Genomic DNA, 17,992 nt, shown 5'->3' with positions numbered 1-17,992 from the left:
TCATAGGCGTTTGCGTTTTCCAAATGATGGCGATTTCATTTTAAATCCTTTTTCAATGGTTACATAAAGAAGCGGCAGTACAAAAAGCGTAAGGAAGGTTGCCACGAGCAGACCTCCGATCACCACAGTTGCCAACGGACGCTGAACTTCCGCTCCTGCTCCGTTGCTTAATGCCATCGGAATAAATCCTAAAGATGCCACGAAAGCCGTCATCAGAACCGGACGAAGTCTGGATTCTCCGCCATCAATCACGATTCTCACAATATTCCGGATTCCGCTTTTGTATAATCTGTTGAATTCTGAAATGAGAACGATTCCGTTGAGAACTGCCACTCCGAAAAGGGCGATGAATCCAACGCCTGCACTGATGCTGAAAGGCATTCCTCTCAAAGCCAGAAGAAATACGCCGCCAATAATTGACAGTGGAATTGCGGTGTAAATCAGCAGACTTTCTTTCACCGAGCCGAATGCTAAGAACAACATCACAAAAATAAGCACCAAAGCAACCGGAACGGCAATCATCAGACGCTGTTTTGCATTGTTCAGGTTTTCAAAAGAACCTCCGTAAGTCATATAATAACCTGTCGGAAGTTTCATTTCTTTGTTTACTTTAGTCTGAAGTTCTTCCACGATGCTCTGAACGTCTCTTCCTTTGATGTTGAATCCAACGACAATTCTGCGTTGTGCATTTTCTCTCTGTATTTGGTTGGGTCCGTTCTTTACTTCAACTTTTGCAAGCTGGGAAAGCGGAATCTGGTTTCCGAAAGGGGTCGGAACGAGCAGATTTTTAATATCATCCACATTTTTACGGACTTTGGAATCGAGACGAACGACCATATCGAAACGTTTTTCGCCTTCGAAAACGAGACCTGTACTCTGCCCTGCGAATGCAGCATTCACAATCCGGTTAATATCCGAAATGGATAAATGATATTGTGCAATAACAGGACGGTTGTATTCTATGGTTACCTGCGGCATTCCTGCAATCGGCTCGATGTAAAGATTCTGCGCTCCGTCTACGGTTTCAATAATTTTATCAAGTTTCTGGGCATTTTGGGAAAGAACGTCCAGATCATCTCCGAAAATCTTCACCACGACATCCTGTCTTGCTCCCGTCATCAGTTCATTGAAACGCATCTGCACCGGAAACTGAAAACTTACCGTTACTCCGGGAACATCCTGTAGTTCTTTGGTCATTTTATCCGCCAGTTCTGGGAATGTGGATGCGGAAGTCCATTCTTTTTTATCTTTCAGAATCACCATTAAATCGGCTGCATCCATCGGCATTGGATCTGTAGGAACTTCGCCGCTTCCTATTTTTGTCACGACTTTTTGTACTTCAGGAAATCTTGATTTCAGGATATGAGCAGCTTTTTGGGTACTTTCAATGGTTGTATTCAGATTACTTCCCGGCAAAACTCTGGTTTCCACCGCAAAATCTCCTTCTTCAAGGGAAGGAATAAATTCTCCTCCCATTCTGCTAAGAATGAAAATTGCCAATACGAAAAGTACAGCCACGATGGAGAATACCATTTTCGGAACTCTTAAAATTTTAAGTAATGTTTTCAGATAGATTTTCTCTACTTTTTTCATCATCCGGTCGGATAAACTCGGTTTTGATCTTCTTTTTCTCAACAGCAAAGAGCTCATCATCGGAATGTAGGTTAACGACAATAAAAATGCTCCTAATAAAGCGAAAGCCACCGTCTGTGCCATCGGTTTGAACATTTTCCCCTCAATTCCCTGTAAAGTAAGAATCGGAAGATAAACAATCAGGATGATGATCTGACCGAAAACTGCACTGTTCATCATTTTTCCGGCAGAATCGATAACAATGGTGTCCATTTCTTCTTTTCCAACAGAGAATATTTTTTTGAACTTTGAATTATGACTGAACTGATGCAGGACGGATTCTACAATAATGACTGCACCGTCGATAATCAATCCAAAATCCAGTGCACCGAGACTCATCAGGTTTCCGCTGACTCCGAAAAGATTCATCATACAGATGGCAAAAAGCATTGCGAGCGGAATTACGGAAGCCACAAGCAATCCTGCGCGTACATTTCCGAGGAATAAAACCAGTACAAAAACAACAATCAATGCGCCTTCTGTAAGGTTCTTTTCTACGGTTCCGATGGCGTTGTTTACCATTTTGGTACGATCGAGGAACGGTTCTATCACTACTCCTTTCGGAAGGGTTTTCTGGATCTGTGCGATTTTTTCTTTTACATTTTTAATGACCTGATTGCTGTTTTCGCCTTTCAGCATCATCACCACTGCTCCGGAAACTTCACCCTGATCGTTGAACGTCATTGCGCCGTATCTTGTGGCAAAGCTGGTTTTCACGTCTGCCACATCTCTTATGAACAATGGAATTTCATTGGTTTTGGAAGCGATTGCTATATTTTTGATGTCTTCAATATTTCCGATCAGACCTTCACTCCGGATGTATAAAACAGTGGGGCCTTTTTCGATATAAGCACCACCTGTGTTCTGGTTATTGGTGTTTAAAGCATCGAAAACATCGTTGATGGTGATTCCGTAAGCATTTAATCTGTCGGGATTTACGGCAATTTCGTATTGTTTCAGTTTTCCTCCGAAACTGCTGACTTCGGCAACGCCTTTTACACCGAGAAGCTGTCTTCTCACGATCCAGTCCTGAATGGTGCGAAGTTCTGTAATGTCGTATTTTTTCTCGTAGCCTTTTTCGGGACGGATCACGTACTGGAAAATTTCGCCTAAACCTGTGGAAATAGGACCTAATTCGGGGGTTCCGATTCCCTGCGGAATCTGGCTCTGAACCTGCTGCAGCCTTTCTGCCACCTGCTGTCTTGCCCAGTATACATCGACGTCATCCTCGAAAACGATGGTAACGAGCGATAAGCCGAATCGTGAAAAACTGCGGATTTCTTTTAATCCTGAAATGTTATTGTTCGCCTGTTCTATGGGAAATGTCACAAGTCTTTCGATGTCTGTTGCTCCAAATGAGGGAGCAATAGTAATGACCTGAACCTGATTATTGGTGATGTCGGGGACGGCGTCGATCGGAAGTTTGGTGACCTGATAGGAACCCACGCCTATCAATCCCAAAATCAACAGCGCAATGATGAGTTTGTTCTTTACAGAAAACTCAATGATTTTTGTAAGCATAATGTTTTGTTGAGCTTATTAGCAGATGATAGATAACTAGGTTATAGATAAATACCTCTATTTGAATTTACGATTCTAGCAAATGCTTATGAATAAATAAGTTTGACCGTCTGATAAAAAATTAATAAACCTATCGTTGATTAACTTAATATCAAAACGTTCTCAAAACAGTTTTTGAGAATAATTCAGAAAAAAATCAACAAGATTTCGGCGGCTGCCAAATGGAATTGAGAATATCTTTATTGTAAAAGATGCTTTTGTAAAAAGTTTGTTTGGACTTAATAATCGGGTTGGATTCTTTGTCGGACAACTGAAACGTAAAGGGTGTCGCAGGTGTACATACGATGATAAGATGCGCTGCGTGGGAAACAAACGGCAACTGCTGATCTTTGGTATAATCTGAATCTTTTACCGGATTATCGTAATGGATTTTGAAGAATGAACCAATGGTGAGCTTCGGATTCTCCTGTTTGTGTTCCAGATAATGCTCAATAAGAACCGGAATTTTCAAAAACTGATAGAGCTCGGTTGTAGAAACCAAGTATAAACTAAGCAATAGTATCGAGATCAGTTTTTTCACTTCTGCAAAATTATAAAATGTTTCGTTAAGAATGGTTTTAAATTATAGTCTGCCTGAATTTTTTTGCTTAGGCACAAAAGATTTATTGATTATCCGTTATTAATGACATTGATTGTTAACGAAGGATCGCTAAGGTTATTTTTATTTAAATCATTCTTTCAAAAGCGTTTCAATTTCCTTATAGAAAGAGTCTTTGCTGTAATCTGCCATTCCGGAATGATGCATTCTTATCTTCCCTGTTTTATCTAAAATAACGGTTGTAGGAAGAGAGCCGCTGTATAATTCTTTGGGAATACTGCTGTCTGGAACCAGAAAGGGAATGCTGAATTTTTCTTTCTGAAGGTAATTTTTTCCTAAGATCAATTCTTCATCAAGATTTACCGTAAGAAACACCAGATTTTGGTTTGTTTTATAAGCATCATAAAATTTCTGAACGGAGGGAAATTCTGCGCGACAGGGAGGACACCACGAAGCCCAGAAATTAATGAAAACTACTTTTCCTCTGAGCTGAGAAGTTTCAATTATTTCTCCATTTTCATTTTTCACACTTAAATTCGGCGGTAGAAGTGAAGATTTTTCTGTTTTTTCTTCGATTTTCGAATTGAATAATCCGGTGAAAATCATCTGTCTCATCACCCACGCTTTTGCATCGGGACTTACCCACAAAAGGATGAGTACAGCAATCATAATCACTGTACTCCAGTTTTTTCTGATCCACAGAAGAGATTTATCCATGATTTATTGGGCAATCTGTTTTCTTACCTCATCTTCGGTTACCAATCCCAGATTATCCCAAACGATTTTATCCTTTTTATAAAGTTTGAGAACCGGAAGTGCAGAAACACTGAGTTCTTTACAGAGTTCTGTGTTTTCATCAACATTGATTCTTACGATCTTAACTTTATCCGGCATTTCGGCAGCCATTTTTTTAAGGAAAGGTTCCATTTTTTTGCACGGAGCACACCATTCTGCATAGAAGTCTACCAAAACGGGCGTTTTGCTTTTCAACAAATCATTGTATTGTGCAAGAGTGATTCCTTTTGCGGTTGAAGTTTTGATCTCGGGAAGATCTGCGTTTCTCCATTTCATCATTCCGCCCTGCAATTCGTAGACGTTTTTATAGCCTAATTCTCTTAGTTTTGCGGCGGCGGCGGTACTTCTCGGTCCGCTCATACAGTAAACGAAAACAGGTTTATTTTTATCTAAAGCGGCAGCTTTTTCTGTGAAATCTCCTCCGTTCCAGTCGATATTCATTGCATTTTTCAGATGTCCGTTTTTAAATTCTCCTGAGGTTCTTACGTCCACTAACTGTGCATCTTTGGTTTTATCGAGTTTCTGGGAAAATTCGGTTGCGGGAAGTACGTTATCTGTTATACTTTGTGCTTTTCCGCATCCTGTAATGACTACTAAAAATAATGCAATGATGATGTTTCTGTACATTTTAAATGTTTTGTTTTATTAATCTTTCCAATTCGTCTGCCTGAAATACTCCGGACTGTTTCCACTTCACTTCTCCGTTTTTGAAGATCATTAAAGTAGGAACGCTTCTGATTCCGAACTGTGCTGCAACTGCCTGATTTTTATCGACATCTATTTTGATGATATTTGCCGAATCTCCGATTGTTTTTTTAAGATCCTGAAGAATGGGAGCCTGCATTTTGCACGGACCGCACCATTCTGCGAAAAAGTCTACCAAAACGGGTTTATCCTGACTGATGATTTCCTGAAATTTGTTCATATTCTATTTTGTTTATTAATGGTTTTATTTGATTTCTTCATATTCAATTTCATCATTAATCTGCTTATGATTTTTGGCGGAAACCGAACAGCTTCCTCCTGAACAGCATCCGATATTCAGCAATGGCATCACTGTAAAAAGCACTCCTGTAATGATCAGAAACCACATTCCTGATTTTACCGCTTCAATGGTGAGGAATATTCCCATTGCCAACCGCAGAAGTCTTACAAAGTTCCAGTTTTTAAATAGATTGTGAAACATTTTTTGATTTTTTATTTTACCGTAGATTTCCTTCTCATTGAAAATCAACCTATATTTTTGATTTTCTGCATTGTTTTTACCACATTTTCTAAACTTCCGCCATTCACCACATTTGAAATACCGTTTTTTTCCAGTGTTCCTTTTGCCATGGCGCTCCTGTTTCCGCTTCTGCAGAATACAATGATCTCGCTTTTGTTTTTAAACTTTGAAATCTGATTTTTAATCTCGCTCAGAGGAATATTCTGTGCGCCTTTTACACTTCCTGAAGCGAATTCGGAAGGAGTTCTCACATCAACCAGAAAAGGATTGTTTTTCAATGCATTTTCCAGTGCGGAGTTATCTTTTTTGCCAAATAATATGGATAATAAGTTCATTCGTACATTATTTAAAAGGACAAATTTCAGGATTAAAAAACTGTTTTACTGCTACTTTTGTTACATAAGTATTTTTCTAAATTACTCTGATAAAAGATTGACGAAAAAAAGCCACAGATTCCGAAGAACCGTGGCCTGAAAAATAGATTTTAGAGAAGATTATATGATGATAGAATTATGCAGTTACTTCAATTGCCTGCTCTTTCTTTTTAAATTTCTGAAAAAGGAAGATATTCCAGAGAATCATCTCATAACCGTAAACCGTATCTTCAATCGGGATGGTTAAGATCCTGATTCCCAGAAAATGTTCCGGATTATAATTTACAATCGGAGAATCCAATCCTGTACCGGTAAGAATTCCGTTGACACTTAAAAAACCGGGCATTAAAATCAGATAAATAAAAGAGGCTTTGCCAATCCATCTTGCGTTTAGTATGAAATACAGTACAAACATACTGATCGCCGTCGTTAAGCACGTCATAAACGGATAGATTCTGTCTCTACAGTACAAAGCAAGAATAATTAAAGTAACGATAGAAAAAATAACGAATATTTTCTCCATCTCCGGTTTCCAGTCGAGCTTAAAAAATTTATCGAGACAGAAGTAGGTAAACATGCAGGAGAAAGGGATACAGAAGAAAAAAAGTATTTCTTCTATCGGCAGATTAACAATCCTGAGTCCTATAAGATATTTATCGTTAAACCACCACACTCCTATTTTGGTAAACCAGATATCCCAGATGATAAAAAACAGGGCTACAATAGAGGAAGCAAGAATAAATGCTTTAAAATGTCTGTTGAATTTTATCTTATGATGAAAGGAAAAGATGAAACAGACAATAATTGTAAAAAAATTAACTAACAGATAGGTATATTGCTGCATTTTCAGGTGGTTTGTTTTTTAAAATACATTTTGAAATACTTTATCGGAACCCAAAGAAATCCAAAACACTCCCCTCTTTCTTTTCCTGTATGTTTATGATGCTGCTTGTGCGCTCTTCTTATCGCCAGAAGATAAGGATTCTGCGTATTTCGAAGAACTTTAAAACGCTGATGAATGAAAATATCATGGACGAAAAAGTAAGCCATTCCGTACAATGCAATTCCGACTCCGATGTAAAACCAGTGGTTAAAATTCTGCATGGTTCCGTAATACATCAGAATAATCGTAGGAACAGCGAAAATAACGAAGAAATAATCGTTTTTTTCCAATGGCCCGTCGTTGCTGTGATCGTGATGGTCTTTGTGAAGTGACCACAAAAAACCGTGCATCACATATTTATGGATAATCCACGTCATTCCTTCCATAATAAAGAATGTGGCAGCTACAATTAGAAAATTCATTATTTGGCTGTATTTTTATTAAACATCTCTTCCAAAATCTTATATCTGTACGTGAAAATATCTTCCACTTTTTTCTTTACCAGAACAGTGTGTGCAATTTCTCCCAAAAATCCCAAAGGCAGTTCGTAATCCACCGTATCTTTCATAAAAATACCATTTTCATTGGGAATAAACTCGTGATGATGATGCCACAGCTTATAAGGTCCCTGTTCCTGAAAATCCGTAAAACTCTTCTGATAATCTACCTGAATAATTTTCGTTCTCCATTTCATTTTTATTCCGAACAAAGGAGAAACATAATAATCAATATTCATTCCTTCGTAGATTTCGTCATTTTCCATTTTGGTACGGACAACAAAGTTCATTTCTTTCGGCGTTATTTTGGAAAGATTATTTGCCGAAGAAAAAAATTTCCATGCCGTTTCTATATCACAATTCAACTGCTGTTCTCTGTATAGTCTGTGTCTCATTATTCAAGGGTGTAAAGTAAATATATCTACAAAAAAGAAGTTTTATATTGTACATAACTGCTCATCATCAGAGAAAGTTTTTTTCCGTTGGAAATTCTTATTCTCTGGTTGATAATTTTGGCAGCGGACGTTTTTTTTATTTTTCTGAAAAGTGAAATGTAATATCTGTACGCCAGATAAACACCGAATCTTGAGGATGGAGGTAATTTTCTGATGCCTTCCAGTGCAATTTTAAACTCTTCTTCAATTTCTTTTTCAATCTGAGCTTTTACTGCATTATCAAAGTATGAAATATCAACATTTGGGAAGTAAGAACGTCCTAAAATCTGATAATCATCTTTCATGTCGCGAAGGAAATTCACTTTCTGAAAAGCCGATCCTAAAGTCATGGCATATGGTTTCAGCCTTTCAAATTCATCAATATTCCCTTCTGTAAAAATATGAAGACACATTAATCCTACCACTTCCGCAGAACCCAGAATATATTCTTTGTACAAATCTGAATTATAATCAATCTTCTGGAGATCCATTTCCATACTTTTCAGAAACTGATGAATCAGCGCATGATCTATCTTATACTGATGTACGGTTTCCTGAAAAGAGTGAAGCACCGGATTCAAAGAAATTTTATCTTCCAAAGCACTGAAAGTTTCTTCCTTATATTTTGAAAGAAGTTTCTGCTTATCATGATCGTGGAAGCTGTCTACGATTTCATCGGCAAGACGCACATAACCGTAAATAGCATAGATCGGATTCCTGATTTTCGGAGAAAGCGCCATAATTCCTAAAGAAAAACTGGTGCTGTACTGTCTGGTTGTTTCCCTGCTGATTTTATAAGACAGGTCATCAAAAAGTTTTTTCATAGTTAATTCAATTTAATTGCTTCTCTGGCGACTATTTTACCTGATATAATGGACGGCGGAACACCGGGTCCCGGAACCGTTAGCTGACCTGTATAAAGAAGGTTTTTAACTTTTCTGTTTTTTACAGAAGGTTTTAAAACTGCAGTTTGTGATAAGGTGTTGGCAAGACCATACGCATTGCCTTTGTATGCATTATAATCTTTTTTAAAATCTTCTACGCAGTAGCTTCTTTTGTACTCTAATTTAGCAATAAGATCTGAAGTTCCGGTATGTTTTTCCAGTCTTGAGATCATTTCAAGGAAATATTTTTCTCTCATCTCTTCAGAATCTTCAATTCCCGGCGCAACAGGCATCAGAAGAAATACATTCTCTCCGTTTTCCGGTGCGGTATCTTTATCGGTTTTAGAAGGGCAGCAAGCGTAGAACAATGGTTTGGTTGGCCATTTTTTATCTTCATAAATTTCGTTTGTATGAAGTTCAAGATCGTTTTCAAAAAATAAAGTGTGGTGGGTAAGATTAGGAATTTTTTCGTTAAAACCTAAATAATAAATAAGGCATGAAGGAGCAAATACTCTCTTTTCCCAATATTTTTCGTCATAATTTCTGTGAGATTCCGGAAGTAAAGTTTCGGTATGCTGATAATCTGATGAAGCTATGACTGTGTCGAATCTTAATTCCTCACCGTTTATTTTCAGACCGACCGCTTTATTGTTTTCAAGAATAATTTTTTCTACATTGGAGTTGAAATGGAAGTGCACTCCGTTTTCGGTAGCGATCTGCATCATTGCCTGTGTAACTTTTGCAAAACCTCCCATCGGATACCATGTCCCCAATTTGTAACCGCCGTAATTCATTAAACTGTAAAGAGCCGGAATATCTTTTGGTGCTGCTCCCAAGAATATTACGGGAAATTCCATCAGCATAATAAGCTTAGGATTTTTGAAATATTTTCTTACAAAACGCTGAAAATTAGTCAGTAAATCTAATTTTAAAGCACTTTTTGCAATTTTAGGAGAAACAAATTCAAACCATGAATGGCAGGGTTTATTGACAAAGTCTTTCATGCCGACTTCATATTTGTACTGTGCGTCGTTCATAAACTCGTCAAGCTGCTTTCCTGCTCCTTTTTCAATACTTTCAAAAAGGTTTTTCATTTCTTCATAGCTTTCCGGAATTCCCATCACTCCGTCTGAAAATACCATTTCAAACTGAGGATTTAAAGGAATAAGGTCATAAAAATCTGAAGATTTTCTTCCAAAATCGTTGAAAAAAGCTTCGATAATATCGGGCATCCAATACCAGCTTGGTCCCATATCAAATACGTAACCATTATCCGTTGTAAATTGTCTGGCTCTTCCTCCCACTCCACTGTTTTTTTCGAAAACATGAACTTCGTATCCGTCTTTGGATAAATAGGAAGCTGCCGACAAGCCGGAAAATCCTGAACCGATAATTGCTACTTTTTTGCTCATAGTTTTAGTTTTTGAATGTGTATTCCTGATAAACCGTATTAATAAGATCTTTGCTATCAATATTTCTGGAAAATATTGGATGATGAAAACGATCAAGTTTGTTCAGAATACGTATAAGTTCCATTTTTTCTGTATGATTTAGGTTTCCTGCAACAATATTTGTAGCAGTGCGGATCTTCTCCATTTGTTTTTCCAAAGCCAGTCTCCCTTTTTCTGAGATGCTGATGTACTTACTTCGCTTATCATCATCAGATTCGGTCTGCTCGATCCATCCCTGTTTTAATAATCTTGTAATAATGAGCATTCCCGCAGGTTTTTCCTGAATATTTTTTTTAATCAGCTCAGTTTTGGTCATTCTTCCAAAAGCTCTCAGATTAATCAGATATATAAATTCTTCCTGCGTAGAAAATTCGGAATCCGCAATTGCAGATTTAGAATAAGTTTTTGCATATCTGTTGAGATGAACCAAAAGTGTATTAATAGCACTTTCAGGACTTCTTCCATTCTCTTTTCCTTCCCAGTAGGGTTCATTCTGCTTATCCTTATTTTCAGAAGACTCTTTATCAAATATCCAGGATTTAAATCCATGAAGATCTTTAGAATATACATTTCCGGAATTTTCTGTTTCAAATTCTTCTAATAATCCTATTATGTCTTTAATCAAAGAATATTCCATTTTGTAAAAATTAGTATACAAATATACTATTTAATTTAAAGTAATAAATATTTATACACTTAAATATTTTTTATTACCTTTAAAAATTATAAGATCTGGGTATGAAAAATGATTCTGAAGCGGAAAAAACAGTTTCTGTTGATTATAAAAAGTATATTAATGATTATCTGCATTCCTGTGTAAAAAAGGAATTCGGACTTGAAATATTTTTCGGCGAAGAATACGAAATAATGCAGAACATTGTTTCCAATAAGTCTATGATCGTCCCTACATTTTCCGATTCCATTATAGAAAATCCCAAACTTCATGCTTTTCTGAAAGCACATATTGCGCATCTTAATAAAGAAATGTTTGCTTCTGAGATTTCATAGAAACAACTGATAAAACAAAATTATGAAGGCGTTCTGAAAATTTCAGAATGCTTTTTTTATTTCCAATCTCAAAATTCCCGATGTAAAACATCTCAATTCTGCATTGTTTATAATTTGGAAAACAGTTCAGAAAAACTCCAATTCAATTTTTCAAAAAGACAAAAACAAAACAGAAAGACAAGATCTTAATTATATTAGTTTAAAAAAACAAACAATTAATAATCAATACTTTAAAATAAAATAGATACACAATAGATAGGCTGTTTTTGTGTTTAAACAGGTTTGTTTGCGTTCCTTTGAACCAGAAAACATAATCAGTTCCAATTGTCCCATTTTATTTATCCATCTGCAAAAAACTTTTTAAAATGAAAAAAGTTTTTACTGTTTTTATATTACTGCTTGTTCAGCTCTGTCCTTCTCAGATTTTCGTATCAGAAGGAACATATATTTATGCAGAAAAAGAATCATTATTCGACTCAGTTATAACAACTGTTCCGATAGATCAAAAATTATCTGTTAAAATTTTGTCTGAAAAAAACAGCAAAAAAAGTCTCAGGGAAAGAAGAACAAAACATAAAAGTAGTTCAGGAAAACATGATTCGGCAAATAAAAGTACAGTTGGGAAAAAAATAGAAAAGAAAGAATCTACCGAGGTAAATTTTAAAGATTTACCCAATACAAACAATCACTTTCAAACCATTAAGAGGCAAAATTACGCTTTAACATCTACACAAGTTTTTAAAGTTATAGACATAGATGTAACAAAATATATTGTAAACCAAGATTATGATTACAGTGAAGTAAAAATTTTAAAATCAAAAATTTTTCATTTTTTCTCTCAACCAGCCAACGTATGTTTTTCTGTAAGACCTCCTCCTATTCTTTCAATATAAATGAAAAACAATTTGATGAAATATTTTGGTGACTATAACCAATAAATAAAATTTTTAAAATAATGAAATTCTTTACAATTTTTTATAGAAAACATCAAAAATTCAGCTTTGCTTTATTTTTGATGTTATTGCTTTTAAGCAACATAAACAGCCTGAAAGCAGCGACTTATGATGTAAATAACAATGGAGACGGAACTGGTTCCTCAACAGTAAGAACCTTAAGATACTGCATTACACAAGCTAATTCGAATCCCGGAGCTGATATCATTACTTTTAGTGGATTAGGAACCGGGACTCATACAATTACTTTAACATCATCTCTACCTGATATTACAGGGCAAGTAAGTATTCGAGGATATACGGCAGCCTCTGCAGTTCAAGGTCCTTTAGGACCATCAAGCAGTCGCAGTATCAGAATTCAGATTAATGGAAATGATATTACCTCCCATATGTTTGCGTTTGTTGGCGGGTCAGACGGATCTTCCATCAGTGGTTTGGCAATGTATAATACCAAAGGAGTTTGTATTTTCGTACCGGCGAGTATTAACGGATTGCATATTTGGGGAAACTATTTTGGATTGCTTGGAAACGGTAGTGTTAGTGCTAATCCAGCCGACACCAGATTAGAATCATCAGCTCTGTTCATTGGCTCGACTTCTGCAACTGCAACTATTTCCAATCTAATTATCGGAACTAACGGTGATGGAGGATCAAATGGTGGTACAAATGATGTTAATGAAGGCAATGTTATTGCCAATACTTATCGTGATGCGGTTGCCGGCGGTAGTGTTAACGGAATATTTTTTTATGGAGATGTGGGTTTAATATTAAACAACAGCAAAGTATCAGGTAACTATTTCGGACTTTTACCAGATGGCACAACGGTTTCATCAATCGGACAAAACGTACCTGCTGCTGAAGGAATGCCAATATCATTTATCGGAACAACTGGAACTAATGTTGTAATTGGAACTGATGCTAACGGAATCTCTGATGAAGCTGAAAGAAATATTATTTCAGGAGGTACTAATTATGGTATTGCTATAGAAAGTGGAAGCGGAATCAACATTGCAGGTAACTATATAGGAACCGATTATACAGGTACTGTAGCAAAACCAAATGCTACTAGAGATGGTTTTTATCCCGCAATTAATATTCAGCAAAGAGCAGGATTATTTGCACCTAATAATATTGTTATAGGTTTTGACGACAGAATTCATACTGCTGTTGACGCGCCTTTTGTAAGAAATGTAATTTCTGGTAATGGTGGCAGAGCTGTTGTTGCTGCTACTCTTGCAGGTGCAACTTTAGCTACAAGGACAAATAATATTGTCGTCGCAGGTAATTATATAGGAGTTGATGCCACAGGAAATACAGCATTACCAAACGGAACATATAGTACAGCACTAACTTTTAGTACCGGAGCCGGAGTAAGCTTAAACAGTGTTACAAATTGCAGGATAGGAACCGACAGTGATGGTGTTGAAGATGCGTCCGAACGAAATATAATTTCCGGAAATCTTAACGGAGCCGGAGTTTATTTAGCATCCAATAACTTTGCAGTAAGTAATAATATTGTTGCAGGAAATTATATAGGTGTAGGAGCAAACGGAACAACCGCTTTAGGAAACGGAAATGCAGGAGTGTATGTAAACTCAAATGGAAATGGTGCTAACAATAATATTATAGGATCTAATGATGATAACACAAGGGATGATATTGAAGCTAATATTATTGCCAATAATGGATATAAATCCGGAGCAACGATACGCGGTGGTGTGATGATTACCAATAGCAGTAGTGTCGCCGCCAATGCATCCAATAACAACAGAATCTCAAGAAATGTTTTTTATAATAATACGGGGTTACCTATAGATTTGGCAAGTTGGAACGGAACTGCGAATGATTATGGAGTATCACCCAATGATGGGGTGACAACAGCCAATCAGCCTAATTTATTACTGGATTATCCTGTAATTACTGGTTATAGCATTACATCTGCTACAACTCTGGATGTTTCAGGATATATAAGCATTTGTAATGGAAATGAATCTACAGCGGGAGCTACCATTGCAGGAAATAAAACCATTCAGTTTTATAAAGTTGCTGATGATGGCGACCAAAACGGAGCCATTACAGCTGGAGTCTGTACCAGAGTAACCAGTCACGGTGAGGGAATTCAATATTTAGGAAGCATTACAGGAGTAGCAAATGCTTTTAGCAATCAGACGGTAACGTTTGTTTCAGGAGCTACATTTTCATCAGGTGATAAATTAGTAGCAATAGCTATTGATGCTAATGGAAATACTTCAGAATTTGGAGCTGCGGCAATAATTGCAGATTTAGCCGTAACAAAAACGGTAAACGGTCCAACAGCAGGAGTAGGAAGCAATGTAATCTTTACCATTACCGCAAGTAATGTAGGTCCGGATTCTGCAAGTAATGTTGTAGTAAATGACATTTTACCTTCGGGTTATACTTTCGTAAACGCCACAACTTCTGCAGGAACATGGACAGCTCCGAACTGGACTATTGGAAACCTAACAAACGGAGCTAATGCAACACTTACCATTACAGCAACTGTAAAAGCAGGAGGAAACTATTCTAACACGGCTACAATTAGCGGAACATCTACACAGGCTGATCCTGTTTCCGCAAACAATTCTTCAACAGCAACAGTAAATCCAGATTCGGATGGAGACGGAATTCCAGACAGTACCGATGTAGACGATGATAATGATGGAATTTTGGATTCGGCAGAATGCAGCGGAAGCAGCATTCTTAATAGTACTTTTCCAACTACAGGTGGTAATACAGATACAGTACCTGACTGGACTGTTGATGGTACATATGGCGGTACTTGGGGTTCAGGTACGGGAAGAGTTAATCTTAACACCAATGGTCTTGAATTTAGAAGAGATGCAGGAACTACAACTACTTTATCAAGAAACATATCCAGTGTTTTCGGTACTACTTTTATCAATCTAAACAATTTATATTGGTTTAGAACCACACAAGGTAATAATACAGGAGGTTTTACCTTCACCGTTTCGTATGCAGGAACAGTTTACGCAACAATTTCATCCGCTACTGTTAATAATACAACATCGCCTGTAGTTACAGCTAATAACGGAGCATCTGTAAATATAGCTTCCCTTCCGTTAGTAACATCAAACTCTACAAAATCCGCGAACAGCAATCTTATTATTGCTTTACCAAACGGCACTCCTGTTTCAGGGGATTTGGTATTTACTTTTATAGCTAACAGTGACGGTTCTCAAGTAAGAGATCTTGGAATGGGATCTATAGTAATAAACTCATGCAGTGATACTGATGGCGACGGTATTCCGGATTATTTAGACTTAGATTCTGATGCAGACGGCTGTTCTGATGCAGGCGAAGGAGGAGCTGATATTGCCAATTCTGAACTGGTTACAGCAGGAGGATCACTCAGCGGAGGCAGCACAACCATAAACCAAAATCTCTGTGCTTCTGCAACATGTGTAAGCACAACAGGAATTAATATTGGCCTTCCGCAATTTTCATCATTGCCTACAGGATATAGCAATGCAACGGGACAAAGCATAGGAAGTTCTCAGAATACAATGGTAAAAGGATGTATTTGCTATGAAGATCCGACTTTAGTAGCGGGACAAACTTATCCTGTAAAGCAGGGAATTACAGTTTTGGGCAGAGCCGGAGGAAGCAATGCAAGCTGGCCGATGATCAGAAATTCAGCGTATACTGCACTAGAAGCCAAAACAAAAGGTTTCGTCATTACAAGAAACTCCAGTCCGGAAACTACGATTGCCATTCCGGTTGTCGGAATGATGGTTTTCGATACCGATGAAAATGCAGGTGCAGGATGCATGAAAATTTATATGGGAGCCGGAGCCGGCGAAGGATGGAAATGTTTCAGCACACAAGGTTGTCCTTAATTCACTCATTTTTTGCAACCGTTTAAATGATGATTTATCCGGTTGCTTTTATTATCGTTTTTATTAATTTAAATTTTAAACAATGAAAAAGACCGCAATTATATTATTCGTTTTCATATTTGGAAAAGTTTTTTCGCAGGTAAGAATAGGATCTGCAAATTCTGTAGGTAATGTCAGCAGCACTTCCGTTCTTTTAGAATTCGGGACAGATAACGACAAAGGGATTATTCTTCCTTATACAGAAACCTTACCTTCAGGAACCAATAATTCTAAAGGAGGAACCTTTATTTTTGATGTTTCTTCAAATACAGAGTATAAAATAAAAGTTAAAAATGAAAATACAGGCTGGACAGATCTAAGCGTTCGTTCCGGCTACTCTACCGTAATAGAAAATACAGTAAAAACACCACAGGCATTACCTTTAAATGATTTCAACGGAGCAAGGGCAATTATCGGAAATTCAGGCACATCTACGGACGGTGTTCTGGTATTGGATTCCCCAAATAAAGCATTGGTTTTACCAATAGTCTCCAATTTTACCAATATTAAAAATCCGTCTCCAGGAATGATGGCATTTCTTAAACATCCAACAGATGCAACGAAACACCGACTGATTATTTTCAACGGACAGAAATGGACGTTTTGGAAGCCTTAAGAATAAATCCAGTATTTTTTATAATTAAATAAAAGTACGTTTTAGCTACTATTAAAGCGGAATTTTACAAATAAGAGAGCAAACATACATTTAAAAAACATTCATATAAAAATGTAGAATCCTGATAGATGGGTATTTTTTTCACTATATAAAAATATTGCTCTTATTTTGGTCATTAAATCAAAAATTAACACAACTTGAACTTTAAAAATATTCATATTGGCTCGCTCATCAATCAGAGGATTATTGAGACGAATATAGATCTTACAAGAATTTGCAATTTTATGGGTAAGACAGAAAATGAAATTGAAGAAATGCTGACTTCAGAAAGCATAGATGCAATTACCATTTTGAAATGGTGCAAACTTCTGGAATACGATTTCTTCAGGATTTACAGCCAACATTTAATCCTGTACTCTCCACCTACCTCCGCATTGAATCTGATAAAAAAAACAACCCAGAGATCCAGCCTTCCTTCTTTTCGTAAAAATATCTATACCAAAGAAATTATAGATTTTATTCTGGATCAGATCAATTCCGGAGAGCTTAGCAGAAGTCAGGTTATCGAAAAATACGGCATTCCCAAAACCACTTTATACAAATGGATTAATAAATATGAAAAGATTAATAAATAGATTCAATTCTTAAATAAAAAGCCCATAATTATGAAGGAAATCCAGCCCAATTATAAACTTATATTTTCAGATATTCTGGAGAAAAAACATCCTGAAAAACGTAAAGAATGTGAAAAAATTCTCAGAAAAAAAACATTGTCAAGTTTTGATATCATCAACCTCAACACAATTATTTTCGGGAAAGAAGTTCAGAAAAAAGACGAAAATCAAAAGCACAAATCCTATAAGAGGTCTGATATAAAAAAAATTATAGAATACCAGAAAAAAAATAATCTGAATAATATTGAAACTTCCCTTCAATTTAAGATAAGCAGAAATACAATTTACAAATGGAAACTTTACGAAAAAAAGAATCTGATTTAAAAAAAGTTTCGTAAAACAAAAAAATAAAAACTGATTTTCAAAACATTACAGCAAATAGATACAGAATAGATGCCTATTTTTTTTGAGCTATCACAAAAGATTATTTTTCTTTGCAAACAACAAAAAAGGAGGTAAATCACAAATGAATCCAATAATCACGTTGCAAAACTTTTTTCATTTCAGAAGAAAGTTTTGCTTTTTATAGG

Annotated in this window: 19 protein-coding genes; 6 read left to right on the top strand and 13 right to left on the bottom strand. The window is 36.5% G+C overall.

Annotated elements, in window-relative coordinates; genetic code table 11:
• The 13 genes from H6W53_RS06285 to H6W53_RS06225 all read right to left on the bottom strand — a co-directional run bounded on the left by H6W53_RS06285 (nucleotide 1) and on the right by H6W53_RS06225 (nucleotide 10,931).
• The gene (locus H6W53_RS06285) at nucleotides 1-3,153 is read right to left on the bottom strand and encodes a CusA/CzcA family heavy metal efflux RND transporter (protein ID WP_185205260.1); all 3,153 of its coding nucleotides are present in this window, start codon (nucleotides 3,151-3,153) and stop codon (nucleotides 1-3) included.
• Nucleotides 3,154-3,349: 196 nt separating this feature from the next.
• Nucleotides 3,350-3,733, bottom strand: coding sequence for a hypothetical protein (locus tag H6W53_RS06280; RefSeq protein WP_087711133.1), 384 nt, complete (start codon nucleotides 3,731-3,733; stop codon nucleotides 3,350-3,352).
• Nucleotides 3,734-3,883: 150 nt separating this feature from the next.
• Nucleotides 3,884-4,468, bottom strand: coding sequence for a TlpA family protein disulfide reductase (locus H6W53_RS06275; RefSeq protein ID WP_185205259.1), 585 nt, complete (start codon nucleotides 4,466-4,468; stop codon nucleotides 3,884-3,886).
• A 3-nt stretch (nucleotides 4,469-4,471) separates the two neighbouring features.
• On the bottom strand, nucleotides 4,472-5,173 hold the full coding sequence (locus tag H6W53_RS06270) for a thioredoxin domain-containing protein (protein ID WP_185205258.1): 702 nt from the start codon (nucleotides 5,171-5,173) through the stop codon (nucleotides 4,472-4,474).
• A gap of 1 nt (nucleotide 5,174) precedes the next feature.
• The gene (gene trxA / locus H6W53_RS06265; protein ID WP_087711139.1) at nucleotides 5,175-5,471 is read right to left on the bottom strand and encodes a thioredoxin; all 297 of its coding nucleotides are present in this window, start codon (nucleotides 5,469-5,471) and stop codon (nucleotides 5,175-5,177) included.
• 24 nt (nucleotides 5,472-5,495) lie between these two features.
• On the bottom strand, nucleotides 5,496-5,732 hold the full coding sequence (locus H6W53_RS06260; protein WP_185205257.1) for a hypothetical protein: 237 nt from the start codon (nucleotides 5,730-5,732) through the stop codon (nucleotides 5,496-5,498).
• Between the two features lie 44 nt (nucleotides 5,733-5,776).
• Nucleotides 5,777-6,106 carry a rhodanese-like domain-containing protein gene (locus H6W53_RS06255; protein WP_185205256.1) on the bottom strand — a complete coding sequence of 110 codons (330 nt, stop codon included), beginning with the start codon at nucleotides 6,104-6,106 and terminating at the stop codon, nucleotides 5,777-5,779.
• 175 nt (nucleotides 6,107-6,281) lie between these two features.
• Nucleotides 6,282-6,989 (bottom strand): lycopene cyclase domain-containing protein, encoded by a 708-nt coding sequence (locus tag H6W53_RS06250; RefSeq protein WP_087711145.1) that lies wholly within the window; start codon nucleotides 6,987-6,989, stop codon nucleotides 6,282-6,284.
• A gap of 2 nt (nucleotides 6,990-6,991) precedes the next feature.
• Nucleotides 6,992-7,450, bottom strand: a complete 459-nt coding sequence (locus tag H6W53_RS06245; RefSeq protein ID WP_185205255.1) for a sterol desaturase family protein — start codon at nucleotides 7,448-7,450, stop codon at nucleotides 6,992-6,994.
• The gene (locus tag H6W53_RS06240) at nucleotides 7,450-7,920 is read right to left on the bottom strand and encodes an SRPBCC family protein (protein ID WP_087711149.1); all 471 of its coding nucleotides are present in this window, start codon (nucleotides 7,918-7,920) and stop codon (nucleotides 7,450-7,452) included. The genes H6W53_RS06245 and H6W53_RS06240 overlap by 1 nt, the downstream gene beginning before the upstream one ends.
• 26 nt (nucleotides 7,921-7,946) lie before the next feature.
• Nucleotides 7,947-8,783 carry a phytoene/squalene synthase family protein gene (locus H6W53_RS06235; protein ID WP_185205254.1) on the bottom strand — a complete coding sequence of 279 codons (837 nt, stop codon included), beginning with the start codon at nucleotides 8,781-8,783 and terminating at the stop codon, nucleotides 7,947-7,949.
• Between the two features lie 2 nt (nucleotides 8,784-8,785).
• Nucleotides 8,786-10,255: a phytoene desaturase family protein gene (locus H6W53_RS06230; RefSeq protein WP_185205253.1), complete on the bottom strand. Its 1,470-nt coding sequence runs from the start codon at nucleotides 10,253-10,255 to the stop codon at nucleotides 8,786-8,788.
• 4 nt (nucleotides 10,256-10,259) lie between these two features.
• A complete protein-coding gene (locus H6W53_RS06225) occupies nucleotides 10,260-10,931 on the bottom strand; it encodes a MarR family winged helix-turn-helix transcriptional regulator (RefSeq protein ID WP_185205252.1) in 672 nt (223 codons plus the stop codon).
• A 101-nt stretch (nucleotides 10,932-11,032) separates the two neighbouring features.
• On the opposite strand from H6W53_RS06225, the gene H6W53_RS06220 reads away from it, so the two are divergent.
• From H6W53_RS06220 to H6W53_RS06195, 6 genes are all read left to right on the top strand, one after another.
• A complete protein-coding gene (locus H6W53_RS06220) occupies nucleotides 11,033-11,302 on the top strand; it encodes a hypothetical protein (RefSeq protein ID WP_185205251.1) in 270 nt (89 codons plus the stop codon).
• Between the two features lie 365 nt (nucleotides 11,303-11,667).
• Nucleotides 11,668-12,195, top strand: coding sequence for a hypothetical protein (locus H6W53_RS06215; protein ID WP_185205250.1), 528 nt, complete (start codon nucleotides 11,668-11,670; stop codon nucleotides 12,193-12,195).
• Between the two features lie 62 nt (nucleotides 12,196-12,257).
• Nucleotides 12,258-16,133 (top strand): DUF11 domain-containing protein, encoded by a 3,876-nt coding sequence (locus tag H6W53_RS06210; protein WP_185205249.1) that lies wholly within the window; start codon nucleotides 12,258-12,260, stop codon nucleotides 16,131-16,133.
• Nucleotides 16,134-16,215: 82 nt separating this feature from the next.
• On the top strand, nucleotides 16,216-16,788 hold the full coding sequence (locus H6W53_RS06205) for a hypothetical protein (RefSeq protein WP_185205248.1): 573 nt from the start codon (nucleotides 16,216-16,218) through the stop codon (nucleotides 16,786-16,788).
• A 284-nt stretch (nucleotides 16,789-17,072) separates the two neighbouring features.
• Nucleotides 17,073-17,423, top strand: a complete 351-nt coding sequence (locus tag H6W53_RS06200; protein ID WP_317169729.1) for a helix-turn-helix domain-containing protein — start codon at nucleotides 17,073-17,075, stop codon at nucleotides 17,421-17,423.
• A 30-nt stretch (nucleotides 17,424-17,453) separates the two neighbouring features.
• Nucleotides 17,454-17,786 (top strand): transposase, encoded by a 333-nt coding sequence (locus H6W53_RS06195; protein WP_087711166.1) that lies wholly within the window; start codon nucleotides 17,454-17,456, stop codon nucleotides 17,784-17,786.
• Nucleotides 17,787-17,992 lie beyond the last annotated feature (206 nt).

This window comes from Chryseobacterium sp. C3, from assembly GCF_014218905.1.
In the GTDB taxonomy this organism is placed as follows: Bacteria; Bacteroidota; Bacteroidia; order Flavobacteriales; family Weeksellaceae; genus Chryseobacterium; species Chryseobacterium mucoviscidosis.
The sequence above is the reverse complement of the archived record's forward strand: the minus strand, read 5'-3'. Positions and strand labels throughout refer to the sequence as shown.